This window comes from Salinispora pacifica DSM 45544, from assembly GCF_000378845.1.
GTDB lineage: Bacteria > Actinomycetota > Actinomycetes > Mycobacteriales > Micromonosporaceae > Micromonospora > Micromonospora pacifica.
Map to the genome: position 1 here is coordinate 1,143,219 of NZ_KB905359.1, position 17,115 is coordinate 1,160,333.

The 17,115-nt window shown below is 72.6% G+C and carries 13 protein-coding genes; 2 read left to right on the forward strand and 11 right to left on the reverse strand.

Going from position 1 to position 17,115, the window contains the following annotated elements; all coding sequences use genetic code 11:
• Positions 1-7: 7 nt before the first annotated feature.
• The 11 genes from alaS to SALPAC3_RS0105190 form a co-directional block, all read right to left on the reverse strand.
• Complete coding sequence (alaS, locus tag SALPAC3_RS0105140; protein WP_018220195.1) at positions 8-2,686, reverse strand: alanine--tRNA ligase; 2,679 nt, start codon at positions 2,684-2,686, stop codon at positions 8-10.
• On the reverse strand, positions 2,683-2,988 hold the full coding sequence (locus SALPAC3_RS0105145) for a hypothetical protein (protein WP_018220196.1): 306 nt from the start codon (positions 2,986-2,988) through the stop codon (positions 2,683-2,685). Before SALPAC3_RS0105145 ends, alaS begins: the two co-directional genes overlap by 4 nt.
• Before the next feature lie 30 nt (positions 2,989-3,018).
• Positions 3,019-3,480 (reverse strand): DUF948 domain-containing protein, encoded by a 462-nt coding sequence (locus tag SALPAC3_RS0105150; RefSeq protein ID WP_018220197.1) that lies wholly within the window; start codon positions 3,478-3,480, stop codon positions 3,019-3,021.
• Between the two features lie 153 nt (positions 3,481-3,633).
• Positions 3,634-4,443, reverse strand: coding sequence for a hypothetical protein (locus tag SALPAC3_RS0105155; RefSeq protein ID WP_018220198.1), 810 nt, complete (start codon positions 4,441-4,443; stop codon positions 3,634-3,636).
• A gap of 1,601 nt (positions 4,444-6,044) precedes the next feature.
• A complete protein-coding gene (locus SALPAC3_RS0105160; RefSeq protein ID WP_018220199.1) occupies positions 6,045-7,553 on the reverse strand; it encodes a replication-associated recombination protein A in 1,509 nt (502 codons plus the stop codon).
• Positions 7,554-7,673: 120 nt separating this feature from the next.
• The gene (locus SALPAC3_RS0105165) at positions 7,674-9,053 is read right to left on the reverse strand and encodes an MFS transporter (RefSeq protein WP_018220200.1); all 1,380 of its coding nucleotides are present in this window, start codon (positions 9,051-9,053) and stop codon (positions 7,674-7,676) included.
• Positions 9,053-9,649: an ArsR/SmtB family transcription factor gene (locus SALPAC3_RS0105170; protein ID WP_018220201.1), complete on the reverse strand. Its 597-nt coding sequence runs from the start codon at positions 9,647-9,649 to the stop codon at positions 9,053-9,055. The genes SALPAC3_RS0105165 and SALPAC3_RS0105170 overlap by 1 nt, the downstream gene beginning before the upstream one ends.
• Positions 9,650-9,839: 190 nt before the next feature.
• Positions 9,840-11,663 carry an aspartate--tRNA ligase gene (aspS, locus tag SALPAC3_RS0105175; protein ID WP_026185248.1) on the reverse strand — a complete coding sequence of 608 codons (1,824 nt, stop codon included), beginning with the start codon at positions 11,661-11,663 and terminating at the stop codon, positions 9,840-9,842.
• A gap of 227 nt (positions 11,664-11,890) precedes the next feature.
• On the reverse strand, positions 11,891-12,826 hold the full coding sequence (locus SALPAC3_RS0105180) for an acyl-ACP desaturase (RefSeq protein ID WP_018220203.1): 936 nt from the start codon (positions 12,824-12,826) through the stop codon (positions 11,891-11,893).
• Between the two features lie 148 nt (positions 12,827-12,974).
• Positions 12,975-14,303 (reverse strand): histidine--tRNA ligase, encoded by a 1,329-nt coding sequence (hisS, locus tag SALPAC3_RS0105185; protein WP_018220204.1) that lies wholly within the window; start codon positions 14,301-14,303, stop codon positions 12,975-12,977.
• A 55-nt stretch (positions 14,304-14,358) separates the two neighbouring features.
• On the reverse strand, positions 14,359-15,075 hold the full coding sequence (locus SALPAC3_RS0105190; RefSeq protein ID WP_018220205.1) for an MBL fold metallo-hydrolase: 717 nt from the start codon (positions 15,073-15,075) through the stop codon (positions 14,359-14,361).
• 240 nt (positions 15,076-15,315) lie between these two features.
• Between SALPAC3_RS0105190 and SALPAC3_RS0105195 the strand changes: the two genes are divergently transcribed.
• A complete protein-coding gene (locus SALPAC3_RS0105195) occupies positions 15,316-16,221 on the forward strand; it encodes a peptidylprolyl isomerase (RefSeq protein WP_018220206.1) in 906 nt (301 codons plus the stop codon).
• Between the two features lie 40 nt (positions 16,222-16,261).
• Positions 16,262-17,095 carry a peptidylprolyl isomerase gene (locus tag SALPAC3_RS0105200; protein WP_018220207.1) on the forward strand — a complete coding sequence of 278 codons (834 nt, stop codon included), beginning with the start codon at positions 16,262-16,264 and terminating at the stop codon, positions 17,093-17,095.
• Positions 17,096-17,115 lie beyond the last annotated feature (20 nt).

Here is a 17,115-nt window from a genome sequence, read left to right on the forward strand (position 1 = left end):
CGGCACCTTACGCCCCGGCGATGGCATTCTCGACAGTGCGGAGCAGCCCCGGCGCCTCCGCCGCCGGCAGACCGCCCCCCTGGGCCAACTCGGGGCTGCCCCCACCCCGACCGGCGAAGGCTACCTTGACCAGATCCGCCGCCGACAGCCCCTGGCTGCGGGCGGCAGGGTTGACCGCCACCACCAGTGAAGCCTTGCCGTTCGCCCGGGCCGCCACCGCGACCACCGCCGGACGCGCCGGGTCGATCCGGCCACGGATCTCCTGCGCGAGCGTCCGCACATCATTGCCGGCCGCACCCTCGGGCGCCTCGGTCCCGACGTACGCCACCCCACGCACCTCGGTCGCCTGGGCGGCGAGGGCCGCCGCGCCACCGAGCACCAGCTGCGCGCGCAGCTTCTCCAGCTCCTTCTCGGCGTCACGCAGCTGGGTGACGGTCTGCTCCACCCGCTCCGCGACCTGGTCGGACGGGACCCGGTACAGCTCGGCGAGGCGGGCCACCAGCAGATGCTCGCGGGCAAGGAAGTTGAACGCGTCGATCCCGACCAACGCCTCGACCCGGCGAACCCCGGACCCGATCGACGACTCAGAAAGGATCTTCACCAGGCCGAGCTGGCCGGAGCGGCCCACATGGGTACCGCCGCACAGCTCTCGCGCGTAGTCACCGACCTCGACGACCCGTACCTGCTCGCCGTACTTCTCGCCGAAGAGCGCCATCGCCCCGATCCGCCGGGCCTCGGCCAGCGAGGTGACGAACGCACGCACCTCCAGGTCCGCCAGGAGCGCCTCGTTGACCTGCTGTTCCACATCCCGCAGGACGCTCGGCGCCACCCCGGTCGGGGTGTTGAAGTCAAACCGGAGCCGCCCCGGCGCGTTCAGCGAACCGGCCTGGGTCGCGGACTCACCGAGGAAGTTACGCATGGTCTGGTGCACGAGGTGGGTCGCGGTGTGCGACCGGGAGATCGCCCGACGGCGGTCGGTGTCGATCTCGGCGAAGCCGGTCTCACCCGCCCGCACCTCCCCCCGCAGCACCCGGGCCCGGTGGACGATCAACCCCGGCACCGGCTGCTGCACGTCGAGGACCTCCACCTGGCCCCCGCCGACGGTGATCACGCCAAGATCCGGCTGCTGACCACCGCCCTCGGCGTAGAACGGGGTGGTGTCGAGTACCAGCTCGACCGTCTCGCCCTCCACCGCCGCGGCGTGCGGGCTGGCCGCGCCGAGCACCGCCCGCACCGTCGACTCGCGCGAGACCTCCTGGTAGCCGGTGAAGGTGACCGGGCCGCCCTCGTCCAGCACCGTCCGGTACGCGGAGAGGTCCACGTGCCCCGTCTTACGGGCCTGCGCGTCGGCCTTCGCCCGAGCGCGCTGGTCGGCCATCAACCGACGGAAGCCCTCGGCGTCGACCTGCAGGCCCTGCTCGCCGGCGATCTCCAGGGTCAGGTCGATCGGAAAGCCGTACGTGTCGTGCAGCTGAAACGCCTTCGCGCCGGAGATCGCCCGCCCGCCCGCGGTGCGGGTCTCGGCGATGGCGGTGTCCAGGATCGTGGTGCCGGCGCGCAGCGTGGACAGGAACGCATCCTCCTCCGCGTACGCGTAGTCGGCGATCCGGCCGAAATCCGTCGCCAGCTCCGGGTACGACGCGGCCATGCAGTCGCGGGCCACCGGCAGCAGCTCGGGCATCGCCCGTTCCTGCCAGCCCAGCAGCCGGATCGAACGGATCGCCCGGCGCACGATGCGGCGCAGCACGTAGCCCCGCCCCTCATTACTCGGGGTTACCCCGTCCCCGATCAGCATCAGTGCGGTGCGGACGTGGTCGGCGACGACCCGCAACCGGACATCATCCGGGTGCGACTCGCTGGCGACCTGGCTGGAGTGCGCGCCGTACCGCTTGCCGGTCAGCTCGGCGGCCTTGGCCAGGATCGGCCGCACCTCGTCGATCTCGTAGAGGTTGTCCACGCCCTGGAGGATGGACGCCATCCGCTCCAGGCCCATCCCGGTGTCGATGTTCTTCGCCGGCAGGTCACCGAGGATCGGGTAGTCCTCCTTGCCGGTGCCCGGGCCCCGCTCGAACTGCATGAAGACGAGGTTCCAGAACTCCACGTAGCGGTCCTCGTCAACCGCCGGGCCACCCTCCGGGCCATACGCGGGGCCGCGGTCGTAGAACAGCTCGGAGCACGGACCGCACGGGCCGGGGATGCCCATCGACCAGAAGTTGTCGGCCTTGCCGCGACGCACGATCCGGTCCGCCGGCACCCCGATCGACCGCCAGAGCTGGAACGCCTCGTCGTCGTCGTGGTAGACCGTCGGCCAGATCCGCTCCGGGTCGAGTCCGAGCCCCCCGGCGGCAACCGGCTTGGTGGACAGGTCCCAGGCCAGCCGGATCGCCTCGTCCTTGAAGTAGTCCCCGAACGAGAAGTTGCCGTTCATCTGGAAGAACGTGCCGTGCCGGCTGGTCTTGCCCACCTCGTCGATATCCGGCGTACGGAGGCACTTCTGCACACTGACGGCCCGCTTGTAGGGCGCGGTCTGCTGCCCCAGGAAGTAGGGGACGAACTGCATCATGCCGGCGGCGACGAACAGCAGGTTCGGGTCGCTGATGGCGGGCAGCGGAGCGGACGGCACCACGGTGTGACCGTTCGCCTCGAAGTGCGCGAGGTACCGCCGCCTGATCTCCGCCGTCTTCATCGCTGGTGCTCCTCCGGGAAAGTCTCTCGGTCGCCGGTGCGCGGATATTCCCGCAGGTCAGCGACGGTGTCATCGAACGCCTCGCCGCGCGCGAAGGCCTCGTGAATCTCCTGCTCGCGCTCGGCCATTCCGATCCGGACGTCCGATACGAAGCTACGTACCGAATCGGCCAGGCCGCCAGCGGATTCGGACAGCCCGCCGGCGATGCCGGCCGGCGTGTAGGCCTGGGCCGCCTGGGTGGCCTTGCGAACCACCAGCACGCCCACGGCCAGCCCGATGCCCAGCCAGAACAACCGCCTCATGCTCTCCCCCTCCTGCTCCCCCGACGCTGCTCAGCCGCGGCCGCGCCGGCGGCCCCGTTGTTGCTGCCTGATGGTGTCCCGCACCTCACGTTCGGTCTCCGCGTGCCGGCGGGCCGCCGTGGCCGGGCGCACGCCGTAGCCGAAGGCAGCCACCTTGACCAGCGGGCTCGCGGCAGCGGCGGAGATGATCGTGGCGAGATTGGCGACGTTGGCGGTGATGCTCTGCGCGTGGTTGGTCATGGTATCGACCTTGGCGAGCTGGAGGTTCACCCCATCCAACGAGGTCTGCACCTGATCCAGGGCGGTGTTGACGTTCCTCACCGTGATGTCGACCTCGCCGAGCAGTGGCGCGGTACGCTCATTGACGTCGTTGATCATCCGGGTGGCCGCGTCGACGGTGTGCCGCAGCCGCAGGATTGGCAGCACCAGGATCAACACCAGCATCGCGAACGCGATCGCCGCGATCAGCGCCGCGACTTCTCCAAGGTCCACGCCTGTCCTCCTCAAGCCGAATCCGCGGGCACCGGACGTCTCGCAGCAAGCCGCCGTCGTCCCCCACGCCCGTGCCGCGCGCCCCGGCCACTGGTTGACCGGAGGCAGGCGGGCCTGCCAGCCCAGACCCTACCGTCCGTGATGGAGACCGCCTCAGGATGGTGAGGGGGTCAGTTCACCGAGCGGATCCACGGACGAGGTGGGGTAGGGATCCTCACCGGTGAGCGACGGGTCGGTACTCGGCTGCGGTCTCGTCCGGTCGTCGTCGATGGCGTTACGCACCTTCACCGATACCAACGAGCCGGCGCACTCCTCCGCCTGGGTTGACGGATCCGGGGACGGCACGAGCGCCGGCTCGCCGTCGACTGGCGGCGGCACACAGGCTGGCTCGCGCACCCACAGGTCGAGGGTCAGCTCATCCCGCTGCCAGCAGGTGTAACTGCCCTTCGCCGGTTGCTCGGGGCAGCGGTCGACCCGCCACGGCCGCCAGCCCTCCCCGCGCAGCGACGCCTCGTAGACCTGGACCGTCTCCTCCGGAGAACGTTCCGACGCCACGGTGCGCTCGCGCAGTCGACAGTCCAGTAGGCACCAGCGGCTGCCACTGACATCGTCCACCGTCTCGGTCGCTGCCCAACTGGGGACCGCCAACCGGTCGAGGGAGGCAAAGACCGGGTCCCGGCTCAGCGTCTGTAGCCCGAAGACGGCCGGGACAACACCGAGCAGCACGATGCTGGCCAGCGCCAGGGCTCCGGTCCGGAGCCGTTGCTGCGGTTGCCGGCGCAGGTACGAGCGGGGTCCGCCGGGTCCGTCCGGCGTGGTGGTGTCGACCGCGGGGGGTTCTGCGCCGCCGGGCGGTGGCCCGTCCGGCGCGGCCTCGAACGGCGCCGGCGGGCCGCCCTGGGGCGTGGCCCGGGCCGGCTCTCGGGGTGGCGGCAGCGCGCGACCCGACGGTCGCTCGTCCACGCTGGGACGGGGCCCAGCCGGCCGGGCCGTCGCAGCCACGGGCCGCGGACCAGCTGGTGCATCGCCGGGTCGGGCTACGCCGGGTGGGGCCGCCATCCCCGGTCGACCGTCCGGGGCGCCGGGCCGGGCCACGACGGGTGGCGCAGTTCCGCCCGTCGCCGGGGTCGGCGGGCCGGCATGCCGCGGGGCAACCGCGCCCGGGGGCGGCCCAGCGGCGGCCCGTGGTGGTGGCTGGTCCGGACGGACCGGACGGACAACGCCCGGGCCGGACGGGGGTGGCTCCCCGATCGCGCCGCTCGCGGCGGCGGACGGGCGGGGCCGCTCGGCAGCCGGTCCAGCGGGCGGGTGTGGCCGCGCGGGGCCAGCCGCTCCCGGGGGCGGACCAGCGGGGCCGGGTCGCGCTCGGCCGGCGGCGGGAGCGCCCCGGGACGGTTCGGGTCCGGACCGCGGACCGTCAGCGGGTACCCGACCCTCGGCGGGCGGCACGCTTCGCGGGGTTACCGGCGAGCCGGGGGGGACCGCCGGTTGATTCAGGGAACGCAGCGTGGGATCGGTCTGGTGGGGAGTACGGCCGGCCTGCCGTAGCCAGTCGGCGGGCCGCTTCGGTCGAGCGCGCCGCCCCTCGCTGGTGGCCGGGTCAGCGCTGTCGGTGCGCGGGCTCGGGATCTCGGTGTTCACCCCGGGGGTGGCCCGGCCCGGGCCACCCCCGGGGGCGGGCGGGCGGCCCCGAGGTACAACGGTGTCCTCCTCCGACATCTCCCGTCGGCCATGCCGAGCGACACCACCGGACGGCGGGGCAGCACCGTGGCCGGGTGACCTGCCGCCCTCGGCTGGGGCACGGTGTCCACCCGGGGCGGGAGGAATCCCGCCGGTCGGGTCGTCGCCGGCCCGGCCGGGGACGGCCGGCGGGGTGCCCGGAGCGCCCGTCGGCTCGGCGCCACGTCGTCCACCCCGGCCGGCCGGTGGGGCGAGGCCCGGCTGGGACGCGGCGGCGGCCGGAGGACGGGGCGGCGCTGCCGGGCGGCCACGGCCGACCGGCTCGGCGGCCGGCGGGCCGGGCGGGCCACCACGCCCGTGGGTCTGGGGGGCCGAGGGGCCGGGAGGAGCGGGCGGCCGGGGAGGTGTGGAAGGACCGGGCGGGCCACCACGCCCGTGGGTCCGCGCGGCCGAGGGTCCAGGCGGTGCGGGGGTACCAGGCGATGCGGGAGGCCCAGGCCGTGTGGGAGGCCCAGGCAGTGCGGGAGGCCCAGGCAGTGCGGGAGGCCCAGGCAGTGCGGGAGGCCCAGCCGGAGCGGGGAGCCGGTCAGCGTCGGAACGCGGACGCGGCGCTTCGGGCACGTCTCGACGACCGGGCGGTGCCGCCCCGGTGCCGCTCAGGCCCGGGTCAGCACCGGGCCGCTGCGGCGGCGTGGCCGGGCCGGGCCCGCCCTCCGGACCCAACTCCCCCCGCTGCGCCTTGGCCGTACGCAGGTCGTCAATCCAGCCGAACTCCTCACCGCTGACCGGTTCGTCGGCAGCGGCCTCGGCCTTCCCCCGCCCCCAGCGGCGCCCCCTGCGCCGCTGGTCGGCGCTCTCCTCGGGCTGGTCCGCCCCTCGCGACTTCACTGCTGCCCCTCCTCAGTGGCGTCCGCGCCACCCTCGTACGCCCCGTCGTCACCCGGCCTTTCGAGTTGGCGGCCGTTACCCGCCCCGGCGCCACCGGGCGCCGCCGCCGGCCGGCGGTCAGCCGTCGGCGCCGACCGGCGAATGATCCGGCGCAGCAGCGGCAGCCGATCAGCGACGGCTCGCTCGGCCCCGTGCTGGCTGGGCTGGTAGTAGTCGGTGCCGACGAGGTCGTCGGGCACGTACTGCTGGTTGACCACACCCCGTTGGTCGTCGTGGGGATAGCGGTAGCCGGTGCCGTGGCCGAGCCCCTTGGCGCCGGGGTAGTGCGCGTCCCGTAGCCCGCGCGGCACCGCCCCGCCCCGACCAGCCCGGACATCGGCGAGGGCCGCCCCGATGGCGGTGGTCGCCGAGTTCGACTTCGGGGCCGTGGCCAGGTGGATCACCGCTTGGGCGAGGTTGAGCTGGACCTCCGGCAGGCCGACGTACTCCACCGCGTGGGCGGCGGCGGTGGCCACGCCGAGCGCACCCGGGTCGGCCATGCCGACATCCTCGCTGGCGAAGATGACCATCCGTCGGGCGATGAACCGCGGATCCTCCCCGGCGACCAGCATCCGGGCCAGCCAGTGCAGCGCCGCGTCCACGTCGGAGCCGCGCATGCTCTTGATGAACGCGCTGGTCACGTCGTAGTGGCTGTCGCCGTCGCGGTCGTAGCGGACGGCGGCGCTGTCCACCGCCTGCTCGGCGGTGGACAGGTCGATGTGGTTGGCGCCGACCGCGGTGGCGGAGGCGGCCGCGGCCTCCAGAGCGGTGAGCGCCTTACGGACGTCACCGGCGGCGAGCCGGACCAGATGCTCCTCGGCGTCGGGGGCGAGGGCGGGCGTGCCGCCCAGGCCACGACTATCAGCGACCGCACGGCGGAGCAGACTGCGCACCGCGTCGTCACCCAACGGCTGCAGGGTGAGCAGGACGCACCGGGACAACAGCGGCGAGATGACGGAGAAGTACGGGTTCTCGGTCGTCGCCGCCAGCAGCGTGACGGTCCGGTCCTCGACCGCGGCGAGGAGCGAATCCTGTTGGGTCTTGCTGAACCGATGCACCTCGTCAATAAAGAGCACGGTCTGCGGGCCACCGGCGCGGCGCTGCCGGCGGGCGACGTCGATGACGGCACGGACGTCCTTCACCCCGGCGTTCAGCGCCGACATCGCCACGAAGCGACGGTCGGTGGCTCCGGCCACGAGGTGCGCGATGGTGGTCTTCCCACTGCCGGGCGGCCCCCAGAGAATCACCGACATCGGCGCGGCCCCGGAGACGAGTTGGTGTAACGGCGCGCCGGGGGCACGCAGGTGGTCCTGGCCGATCAGCTCGTCGAGCCCGGTCGGGCGCATCCGGACGGCCAGCGGCGCATCCTGACCGACCGGCGTGAACCCGGTCATGCCGGCGGTACCCGCGGCCGCGACAGCCGCGGCGGCGGGTTCTCCGAAGGAGAAGAGGACGTCGGGATCCATCACGGGAACAGTACCGGGCCCGGCCGGGGTCAACAGAATCAGCGCCGCCGGGCAACGCTGACCTGCCCCTCCGGTCCGGCCGGTGCCACCGGCAGCGCGACGCGGCCGGTGGCACCGCCCTCACCGCCGAGCCGCGCCCGCGCCGGTGGTCGGGTCCCCAGCGCGGGCCGGGGGCGCGCCGGGCTGCCCGCTGACCGTCGCCGAGCCCTCGGGCTGGGTCACCGGAGGCTCGGGCGAGGCGGCGGCCGTCGGCGTACCGACCGAAGCATCGCGGCTCGCCCGCCAGGCGGGCAGGTACAGCGGCGCGGCGATCGCGAGCACGACCGCGCCGGCCAGCATCGCGACGCTGACCCCGGCCCGGTCGGCGACCAGGCCGAGCACGATCCCCCCGGCGGCACCGGCGGGCATGGCCACCATCGAGTTCAGGGAGACCACACTGGTTCGGTATGGCCCGTCGACCTGCCGGTGCACCAGCCCCATGTGCAACGGGTTCGAGGCGCCGTGCACGACGTAGCACACGACGAAGGCGATCAGCACGCCGACCGGACCGGCGAGCAGCGCCATCCCGACCACGGTGACGCCCTGCGCGATCCGCAGCAGCGCCGCGGCGGGCGCGGCGCCCAGCCGCCGGGTGAGCAGCGGGGTCGCCGCCGCGCCGCCGGCATTCGCGAGCCAGGCCACCATGGTTGCCGGCCCGAGCAGCGCCCCGGCTCGATCGGAGTCGCCGAGCACCTCGGCGAGCCGAACCGGCAGGAGAGCTTCGAAAGTGACCATGCCGAAGCCCCAGAAGAGCTCGACCGCGAGCAGGGCGAGCAGCACCCGGGAGCGGCGCAGCAGCCCCATCGCCTGGCCGATCATCCGGGGGGCCTCCGCGATCGACTCGCGGAGCGCCGACGACCCGGCGGCGGCACGACGCTCGCGCAGCAGGGCGAGCAGGGCTACCAGCCCGACGATCTGCAGCACCACGATGGCCACGATCGGCATGGTCAACGCGCTGAACGGGCCGACCGGTCCGAGCGCGACCAGCCCGCCGCTGAGCAGCGCGCCGGCCGCCATGGCGACACCGAGCGCCGTCCCGCCCTGGCTCAGCCCGCGCTCATACTCGGCCTCGGGGTCGGCCGCGAGGGTGCTGTCCACGAACCAGGACTCGAGCGGGCCGCTGTCCAGCGCCCGATAGACCCCCTGCAACGCCCACACCGCCACCAGCAGGGCGAACGAGTCAGCCACGACGAAGAGCGCTATGGAGACGAGGTTGACCACCGCGGCGAGCACCAGCACCGGCCGGCGTCCCACGGCGTCGGCGAGCCCGGCGGTCGGCAACTCGAGCACGAGGACGAGGAGACCCTGGGCGGCGAACGCCACGCCGATCTCGGTGAGGGTGAGGCCCCGCTCCTGCATCAGCAGGACGAAGACCGGGACCAGCAGGCCGACCGGCAGCCAGCGCAGGCTGAGCAGGATGAGGTAGCGATGCCGGACCTGATGGACCGAGAGGGTGGCCATCACGCCTCCTTCGGCAGCGGGTAGGCGGCGAGGTAGACCTGGACCTGCTCGGCGCCGGGCTCCGCCGGGTCGGCTGCTTCGCGGTATCGCTCCAGGACCTGCCAGAGTTCGTCGTTGAGCGCCTTCAGCCGGTCTGCCGGGAGGGTCAGGAAGGCGTCGCCCATCCCGAAGGCGTCCCGCCACTCCGACGACCACTCGCTCTGCGCCGCGTGCCACCGCTGCGCCTGCTCGGTCAGCAGGCGCACCTGGTGGCCCTGGATCCACTCCAGGGCGGCACGGGCGTCCGGGTCGTCGTCGAAGTCGGTGGGCTCGAAGTCGCTGATCTCGTGCGCGGCCCGCCACCAGCGCTGCCGGCCGGTGCCCCGGTCGGGATCCTCGGCGACCAGCCCCACATCGGCGAGCTGACGCAGGTGGTAGCTGGTGGCACCGGTGTTGGTGTCGAGCTGTTCGGCCAGCATGGTGGCGGTCGCCGAACCCTGCACCCGCAGCGCCCCGAGGAGCCGGATCCGCAGTGGGTGCGCCAGCACCCGAATCTGCCGGTGGTCGATGTGCACCACGCGCGGGGTCGGCCCGGCCCGTTCCCGATCATCAGTCATGCTTGCACACTATCTCTGCACAACTCTTGTGCACAAGAGTTGTGCAGAAAAGTTGTGCAATGTCTTCGACGTCGACCGCCCCGCACCCAGGCAGACCGGGCGCTGAGCAGCGCCCGTCCCGACCAGACCCCGCACCCAACAGTGGCGGCCCGGCAAAGCCGAGCCGCCACTGGAATGACCAACGAGGCGATCAGGTGGGGTCGGCCACCGGAGCAGCCGGGCCGGCGGTGCCGGCCTGCGCCCGCGCCTCGGGCTTGGGCCGGGCATCCACGCCCGCCTCCAGGCGCTGCGCCGCGGTGATCGGAGTCGGCGCGGCGGTCAACGGATCAAACCCGCCGCGGGTCTTCGGGAAGGCAATGACCTCACGGATCGAGTCGGCACCGGCGAGCAGCATGCAGACCCGGTCCCAGCCGAAGGCGATCCCGCCGTGTGGCGGCGCGCCGTACTTGAACGCCTCCAACAGGAAGCCGAACTTGTCCTGCGCCTGCTCGGGGGTGATCCCGAGCAGGTCGAAGACCCGCTGCTGCACGTCGCCGCGGTGGATACGGATCGAGCCGCCGCCGATCTCGTTTCCGTTGCAGACGATGTCGTACGCGTACGCGAGAGCCTGGTCCGGCGCCTCCTCGAAGCGGTCCACCCACTCGGCGTTCGGCGCGGTGAACGGATGATGCACCGCGGTCCAGCCGCTCGCTCCGCCCTCCTCGCCGTCGGTGACCCGCTCGAACATCGGCGCGTCAACCACCCAGCAGAACGCCCAGGCGCTCTCGTCAATCAGCTTCGCCCGGCGGGCGATCTCCACCCGGGCCGCGCCGAGCAGTTCCTGCGCCGCCCGGCTCTCCGCCCCGGCGGCGAAGAAGATCGCGTCGCCGGGCTTCGCGCCGACCGCGTCGGCCAGACCCGCCAGGTGCTCGGTGGAGAGGTTCTTGGCGACCGGGCCCCGCGCCTCGCCCGTCTCGGCGTCGAGCACCACGTACGCCAGGCCCCTCGCACCCCGCGCCTTGGCCCAGTCCTGCCAGCCGTCCAACTCCTTACGGGACTGCGCCGCACCGCCGGGCATCACAACCGCACCGACGTAGCCACCCGCCTCGATCGCGCCGGCGAAGACCCGGAACCGGGTGCCGCGCAGGTAGTCGGTCAGCTCGGTCAACTCCACGCCGTAGCGCAGGTCCGGCTTGTCCGAACCGTACCGGGCCATGGCCTCGTGCCAGGTGATCCGCGGGATCGGCCGAGTGATCTGGTGGCCGGCCAGGTCCCGCCACAGCCGGGACACGATCGCCTCGCCGAGGTCGATCACGTCGTCCTCGGTGACGAAGGACATCTCGATGTCCAGCTGGGTGAACTCCGGCTGCCGGTCGGCGCGGAAGTCCTCGTCCCGGTAGCAGCGGGCGATCTGGTAGTACCGCTCCATCCCGCCCACCATGAGCAGCTGCTTGAACAGCTGCGGCGACTGGGGCAGCGCGTACCAGGTGCCGGGCTGCAGCCGGACCGGCACCAGGAAGTCCCGGGCCCCCTCCGGTGTCGAGCGGGTCAACGTCGGGGTCTCGATCTCCAGGAAGTCCCGCTCGTGCAGCACCGCACGGGCGATCTGGTTCGCCGCGGAACGCAGCCGCAGGGCGTTGGCCGGGCCACTGCGGCGTAGATCCAGATACCGGTAGCGCAGCCGGACGTCGTCACCGGCCTCGACCTGGTCATCCACCGGCAGGGGCAGGGGCGCCGCTTCGGAGAGCACCTCCAGCTCCTCCGCCGTCACCTCGACCTCGCCGGTGGCCAGCTCCGGGTTCTCGTTGCCTTCGGGACGACGGGTCACCTCGCCGGTGACCCGGACGCAGTACTCGTTGCGCAGCACGTGGGCGTCCTCCTCGCGGAGGACGACCTGGGCCACCCCGGAGCCGTCCCGCAGGTCGACAAAGATGACACCGCCGTGGTCGCGCCGGCGGGCCACCCAGCCGGCGAGCGTCACCGTGGTGCCGGCGTCCGTCGCGCGCAGGCTTCCGGCGTCATGGGTACGGATCACGGCGTGCGTCTCCCTCATCTGCGGTATGAATCTGCCCGGCATCCTCGCCGGGCCGCCCCGGGGCCGCATCCTCATTTCCAGCCTGTTCCGGGGCAGAATGTCTCTGCCCCGGCATTCTGTCAGGACTACCGCACCGCCGTTTAGCGGGTGCGCGGAAGGAGAGCCGCCGCGCGCCAAACCTGGGTGGGTGCCGTGCGCCGGGACCGGTGGCACCGCGACCTGGGCCGTCAGCTCCGGGCGGCCTGTCGGGCGCGACGGGCGTCGCGCTTCTCCTCGAACCGGGACGCGGCGACCTCCAGGCCGTCGAGGTGGGCCGCGATCTGATCCCGGGCCGCCTCGCCCTCCGCGTCCAGGCCCGACACCTCGAAGATGTCCCACTGTCGCAGCACCGGCAGCACCACCTCGTCCCGGTGCTGGCGCAGGTCGTAGATGCCGGCCAGGGCGATCGCGACAGACTTCCGGGCGAACCCCTCGATGCCGTTGCCCGGCATCTGGAACTCGGCCAGCACGTCGGCCACCGCCCGCATCGTCTGGCTGGGAGCCACCTCGAAGGCGGCGGCGAGCAGGTTTCGGTAGAACAGCATGTGCAGGTTCTCGTCGGTGGCGATTCGCGCCAACAGCGCCTCGCAGTGCGGATCGCCGGTGGCCCGGCCGGTGTTCCGGTGCGAGATCCGGGTGGCCAGCTCCTGGAACGACACGTACGCGAGCGAGTGCAGCATCTCCTCGTCGTGCGCGTTGCGGTAGCCGGCCGACATGTGCGTCATCCGGGCCCGCTCCAGGGCCACCGGGTCGACCGCCCGGGTCACCGTCAGGTAGTCCCGGATCGCGATGCCGTGCCGCGCCTCCTCGGCCGTCCACCGGTGCACCCAGGTCCCCCACGCCCCGTCCCGGCCAAAGAGCGTGGCGATCTGGTGGTGGTACGAGGGCAGGTTGTCCTCGGTGAGCAGGTTGACGATCAACGCGGTACGGGCGACCTCGGGCAGCTGGGAGTCGGCCGGCGCCCACGCCTGCCCCCCGAGCGGACCGTCGAAGGTCCGCCCCTCACTCCAGGGCACGTACTCGTGCGGGAACCACTCCTTCGCGATCGACAGATGCCGGTCGAGGTTCTTCTCCACGACGACTTCCAGCTCGTGCAGGAGGGCGGTCTGGCTGAGGACGGTCATGCGGGTCTCCCTACGGCGGCGTAACTTACGCCACCGTAGGTCCGATCGTCGGTACGCGCCAGTAGCGTCCCACGCGCGCCCTCCGAGCAGCGCCTTCCTGCCGAAACATCCACGCCCCGGCCGAACGAGCGCCGGCGGTCGCGGAGACTCAGCTCACCACCGGCCGCAGGTCCGCCGCGGGCGGCTGCCACACCTCGGCCCGCGCCGACACCTGCGCGCCGGTACGGATGTCCTTGACCTCGTCCGCGCCCTCGTCCGTGCCGGGGAACCACACGTACGGGATGCCTCGCCGTTCGGCGTAGCGAATCTGCTTGCCGAACTTCGCCGCGCTCGGCGCGACCTCGGTGCAGATGCCCCGGGCCCGCAGCGCCTCCGCGACCCGGTTACTCACCGCCCGCTGCGCCTCGCTGGTCACCGCCACCACCACGCAGGTGGGGACCGGGCGGGAAATGCTCAACGCCCCGGCGCCGAAGAGCAGGCCGAGCAGGCGGGTCACGCCGATCGAGATGCCCACTCCCGGGAACGCGACGGCACCGGCGCTGGCCAGGTTGTCGTACCGGCCGCCGGAGCAGATCGAGCCGAAGCGCTCGTACCCGATCAGCTGCGTCTCATAGACGGTCCCGGTGTAGTAGTCCAGGCCGCGGGCGATGCGCAGGTCGGCGACGCAGAGGCCGGGCGCGTGCTCGGCGGCGGTCTGCATCACCTGGACCAGCTCCGCGAGGCCCTCGTCGAGCAGCGGGTGACTGACCCCGAGCGCGTTCACCGCGTCGGCGAACGACGCGTCCGGCGCCGAGATCTCCGCCAGCGCCAGCACGGCCTTCGCCTGCGCCTCGGTCGCCCCGGCCGTGGCGGTCAGAAGGTCGGCCACCCGGGCCGGGCCGATCTTGTCCAGCTTGTCGACCGCGCGTAGCGCCGCCTCCGGGTCGGTGATCCCCACCCCCCGGTAGAAGCCCTCGCAGATCTTGCGGTTGTTGACCTGGATCCGCACCGGCGGGATCGGCAGCGACCGCAGCGCGTCCCCGATCACCAGCGGCATCTCGGCCTCGTGGTGCGGTGCCAGCGTGTCCCGGTCGACGATGTCGATGTCCGCCTGCAGGAACTCCCGGTAGCGGCCCTCCTGCGGCCGTTCGCCCCGCCACACCTTCTGGATCTGGTAGCGGCGGAACGGGAACTGGAGCTTGCCGGCGTTCTCCAGCACGTACCGGGCGAACGGCACGGTCAGGTCGAAGTGCAGGCCAAGAGCGTCGTCGCCGGTCGGTCCGTCGGGGTCGGCCTGCAGCCGTCGAAGCAGGTAGACCTCCTTGGAGGTCTCCCCCTTGCGCAACAACTGGTCGAGCGGCTCGACCGCGCGGGTCTCCAGCGGGGCGAACCCGTACCGCTCGAAGGTGTCCCGGATCCGCTCCAGGACGGACTGCTCGATCATCCGCTGGGCGGGCGTCCACTCCGGGAAGCCGGAGATCGGCGTGGGCTTACTCATGGTGCTCCGTTCGCGAACCCCGCGCGGTCCGCGCGAGGGAAAGAGGGTGCGGCGGCTACAGGCCGCGGGCAGGGGCCGCCGGGCGCGCCGGCGCGCCCGCGACCTCAAGCAGGTACGGGTTGGCGGCGCGTTCCCGGCCAATCGTCGTGGTGGGACCGTGGCCGGGCAGCACGACCGTGTCATCCGCCAGCGGGAGGATTTTGCTCCGCAGGCTGGCGAGCATCGTCGGATGGCTGCCACCCGGCAGGTCGGTACGGCCGATCGAGCCGGCGAAGAGCACGTCACCGGAGAGGCAGAGCTCGTCTGCCTCCCAGCGGGAGTCCGCGCCGGGCAACCGGAAGAGCACCGACCCGCCGGTATGGCCCGGCGCGTGGTCGACGGTGATCTCCAGCCCGGCGAGGTCGAGGGTGGCGCCGTCGGTCAGTTCGGCGACGTCCTCCGGCTCGGTGTACGGCAGCCGGCCGCCGAAGAGCCCGGCCAGGTCAGCCGAGAGCCCCTTCGCCGGGTCGGCGAGGAGTTCCCGGTCGGCCGGGTGGACGTACGCGGTGACCCCACGGGCGCCACAGACCGGCGCGACGGAGAAGGTGTGGTCGAGGTGGCCGTGGGTCAACAGGACGGCGGCCGGATGCAGCCGGTGCTCGGCCAGCAGGGCGTCGAGTCGGTCGAGTACCCCGATGCCGGGATCGACCACCACACACTGCTCCCCCGGCGCCGTCGCGACCACATAGCAGTTGGTGCCGAAGGCGTCCGCGGGAAAACCGGCCACGAGCACGACAGCGCCCCTTCCCTCGAAGTGTCAGGTCGTCTGCTGAGCCTAGTCGCCGAGGCAACCACGCTCGCGCGGCGCGGCCCGGGTGGTGGGTGCGGCGAGGTCCACGGGTCACCACCACGCCACCTCGTACACGACAATCCCCGCCACTGGCCGTACACTCTGGCGGGCGTGTGGCATGGCACACCTGACCAACGGTCGGGCCGCCCGTCACGGAACCAGGGTAGAGGAAGGGGAGCGCGGGTGGCCTCCAGCAGGGATCGGCAGCGCAAACTGGCGCGGGCAAAACTCGACCGACAGCTGGCCCGACGGGCCGCTCGGGCCCGTCGCCGACGGCAGGTCCAGGCCGGGGTGGGCGTCGCGGTCGTCCTCGCTCTGATCGTGGCCGGCTCCGCCTGGGCGCTGGGCGCCTTCGATCGGGACCCGGTCGAGAACACCGCGGCCGAGGAGCTCTGCTTCTGGACCCCGGAGGACGCCACCGCCAACACCAACCTGACCGACGTCGGCACCCCGGCCACCACCGGGCTGCCGACCGAGGGGGTCCGGACGATGACGGTCGTCACGAACCAGGGCGCCCCGGTCACCGCCGAGCTGGATACTGCCGCCACCCCGTGCGCCGTCGCGAGCATCTCCCACCTGGCGGCGAACTCCTTCTACGACAACACCAAGTGTCACGAAATCACCACCGAGGGTGCGGTACGGTGCGGCGACCCGAGCGGCACCGGACTGGGCGGACCCGCCTACTCCTTCTACGACGAGAACGTGCCCACCCCGGCGGATGCCCCGGCGAGCCCGGCAGACGCGTCAGCCACCCCGACGGATGCCTCCGCCAGCCCGGCAGCCGACCAGCCCGCGACCTACCCGAAGGGCACGGTCGCGATGGTCGGCAACCGGCCCGGCGCCAACGGAAGCCAGTTCCTGATCTTCTTCAAGGACTTCACCACCGCCGACCCGGCGTACACGGTCATTGGCCGTGTCACCGGTGGCCTGGATACGGTCGAGAAGATCGGTGCGCTACCGACCGTGGAGAATGCGGGCGGAGCGAAGGTCAAGCCGCAGGACGACGACGTGGTCATCCAGAGCCTGACGGTCACCGAGCCGGCAGCGACGCCGACCGCCACCCCGGCGGCCGACCCGAGCGCCGGCTGACCGATCCCAGCCAACCCACATCGTGCAGGAGGATCCAGGCGTGACGTCCACCAATGAGCGGCAACGCGCGGCGGCCCGTGCTCGGCTCGAGAAGGAGATGGCCGAGCGGACCGCCCGGGCTCGTCGGCGTCGCCAGACCCAGGCGATCGTCGGGGCGAGCGCGGCTCTCCTCCTGGTGGTCGCCGGCACCGTCTGGCTGGTATCGAGCCTCGGCGACGACTCGGCGACCGACTCGACCACCACCGCCGGTGCCACCGAGTGCGTCTTCACCGAGATCCCCGCCGACCAGCGGACCCCACAGATCAAGGACGTCGGCCTGCCGGGTGCCCAGCAACCGAACACCGGCACCCAGACCCTCACCATCGACACGAACCTCGGGCCGATCACGGCCAAGGTCGACCGGTCCCAGACGCCGTGCACCAGCGCCAGCTTCACCCACCTGGCCGAGCAGGACTTCTTCGACAACACCAAGTGCCACCGCCTCGTCACCGAAGGAATCAAGGTGCTCCAGTGCGGTGACCCGAGCGCGACCGGCGACGGCTGGCGGGAGACCGACGGCACCGGGGGGCCGAGCTTCCGGCTGGCCGAGGAGAACCTGCCCACGGACAAGCGGCCCCCGTACCCGGAGGGCGTTATCGCGATGGCCAACTCCGGCGCGCCCGGAAGCACCGGCAGCCAGTTCTTCATCGTCTACGGCGACTCGCCGCTCCCCCCGAACTACACCGTCCTGGGCACGGTCACCGGTGGGCTGGACATCGTCAAGGAGGTCGCGGCGGCCGGCGACGACGAGGCCTACGCACAGCAGGCCGGCGGCGGGCACCCGAAGAAGGAGGTCACCATCACCGACCTCACGATGAGCGCGCCCCAGGGCTGACCGCCGAGCGAAAAGACCAC

Excerpts from the sequence above, each read along its gene's own strand:
- hisS (WP_018220204.1), bottom strand. The coding sequence starts at position 14,303 with ATGAGTAAGCCCACGCCGATCTCCGGCTTCCCGGAGTGGACGCCCGCC.
- alaS (WP_018220195.1), bottom strand. The coding sequence starts at position 2,686 with ATGAAGACGGCGGAGATCAGGCGGCGGTACCTCGCGCACTTCGAGGCG.
- SALPAC3_RS0105165 (WP_018220200.1), bottom strand. The coding sequence starts at position 9,053 with ATGGCCACCCTCTCGGTCCATCAGGTCCGGCATCGCTACCTCATCCTG.
- SALPAC3_RS0105170 (WP_018220201.1), bottom strand. The coding sequence starts at position 9,649 with ATGACTGATGATCGGGAACGGGCCGGGCCGACCCCGCGCGTGGTGCAC.
- SALPAC3_RS0105180 (WP_018220203.1), bottom strand. The coding sequence starts at position 12,826 with ATGACCGTCCTCAGCCAGACCGCCCTCCTGCACGAGCTGGAAGTCGTC.
- SALPAC3_RS0105145 (WP_018220196.1), bottom strand. The coding sequence starts at position 2,988 with ATGAGGCGGTTGTTCTGGCTGGGCATCGGGCTGGCCGTGGGCGTGCTG.
- SALPAC3_RS0105160 (WP_018220199.1), bottom strand. The coding sequence starts at position 7,553 with ATGGATCCCGACGTCCTCTTCTCCTTCGGAGAACCCGCCGCCGCGGCT.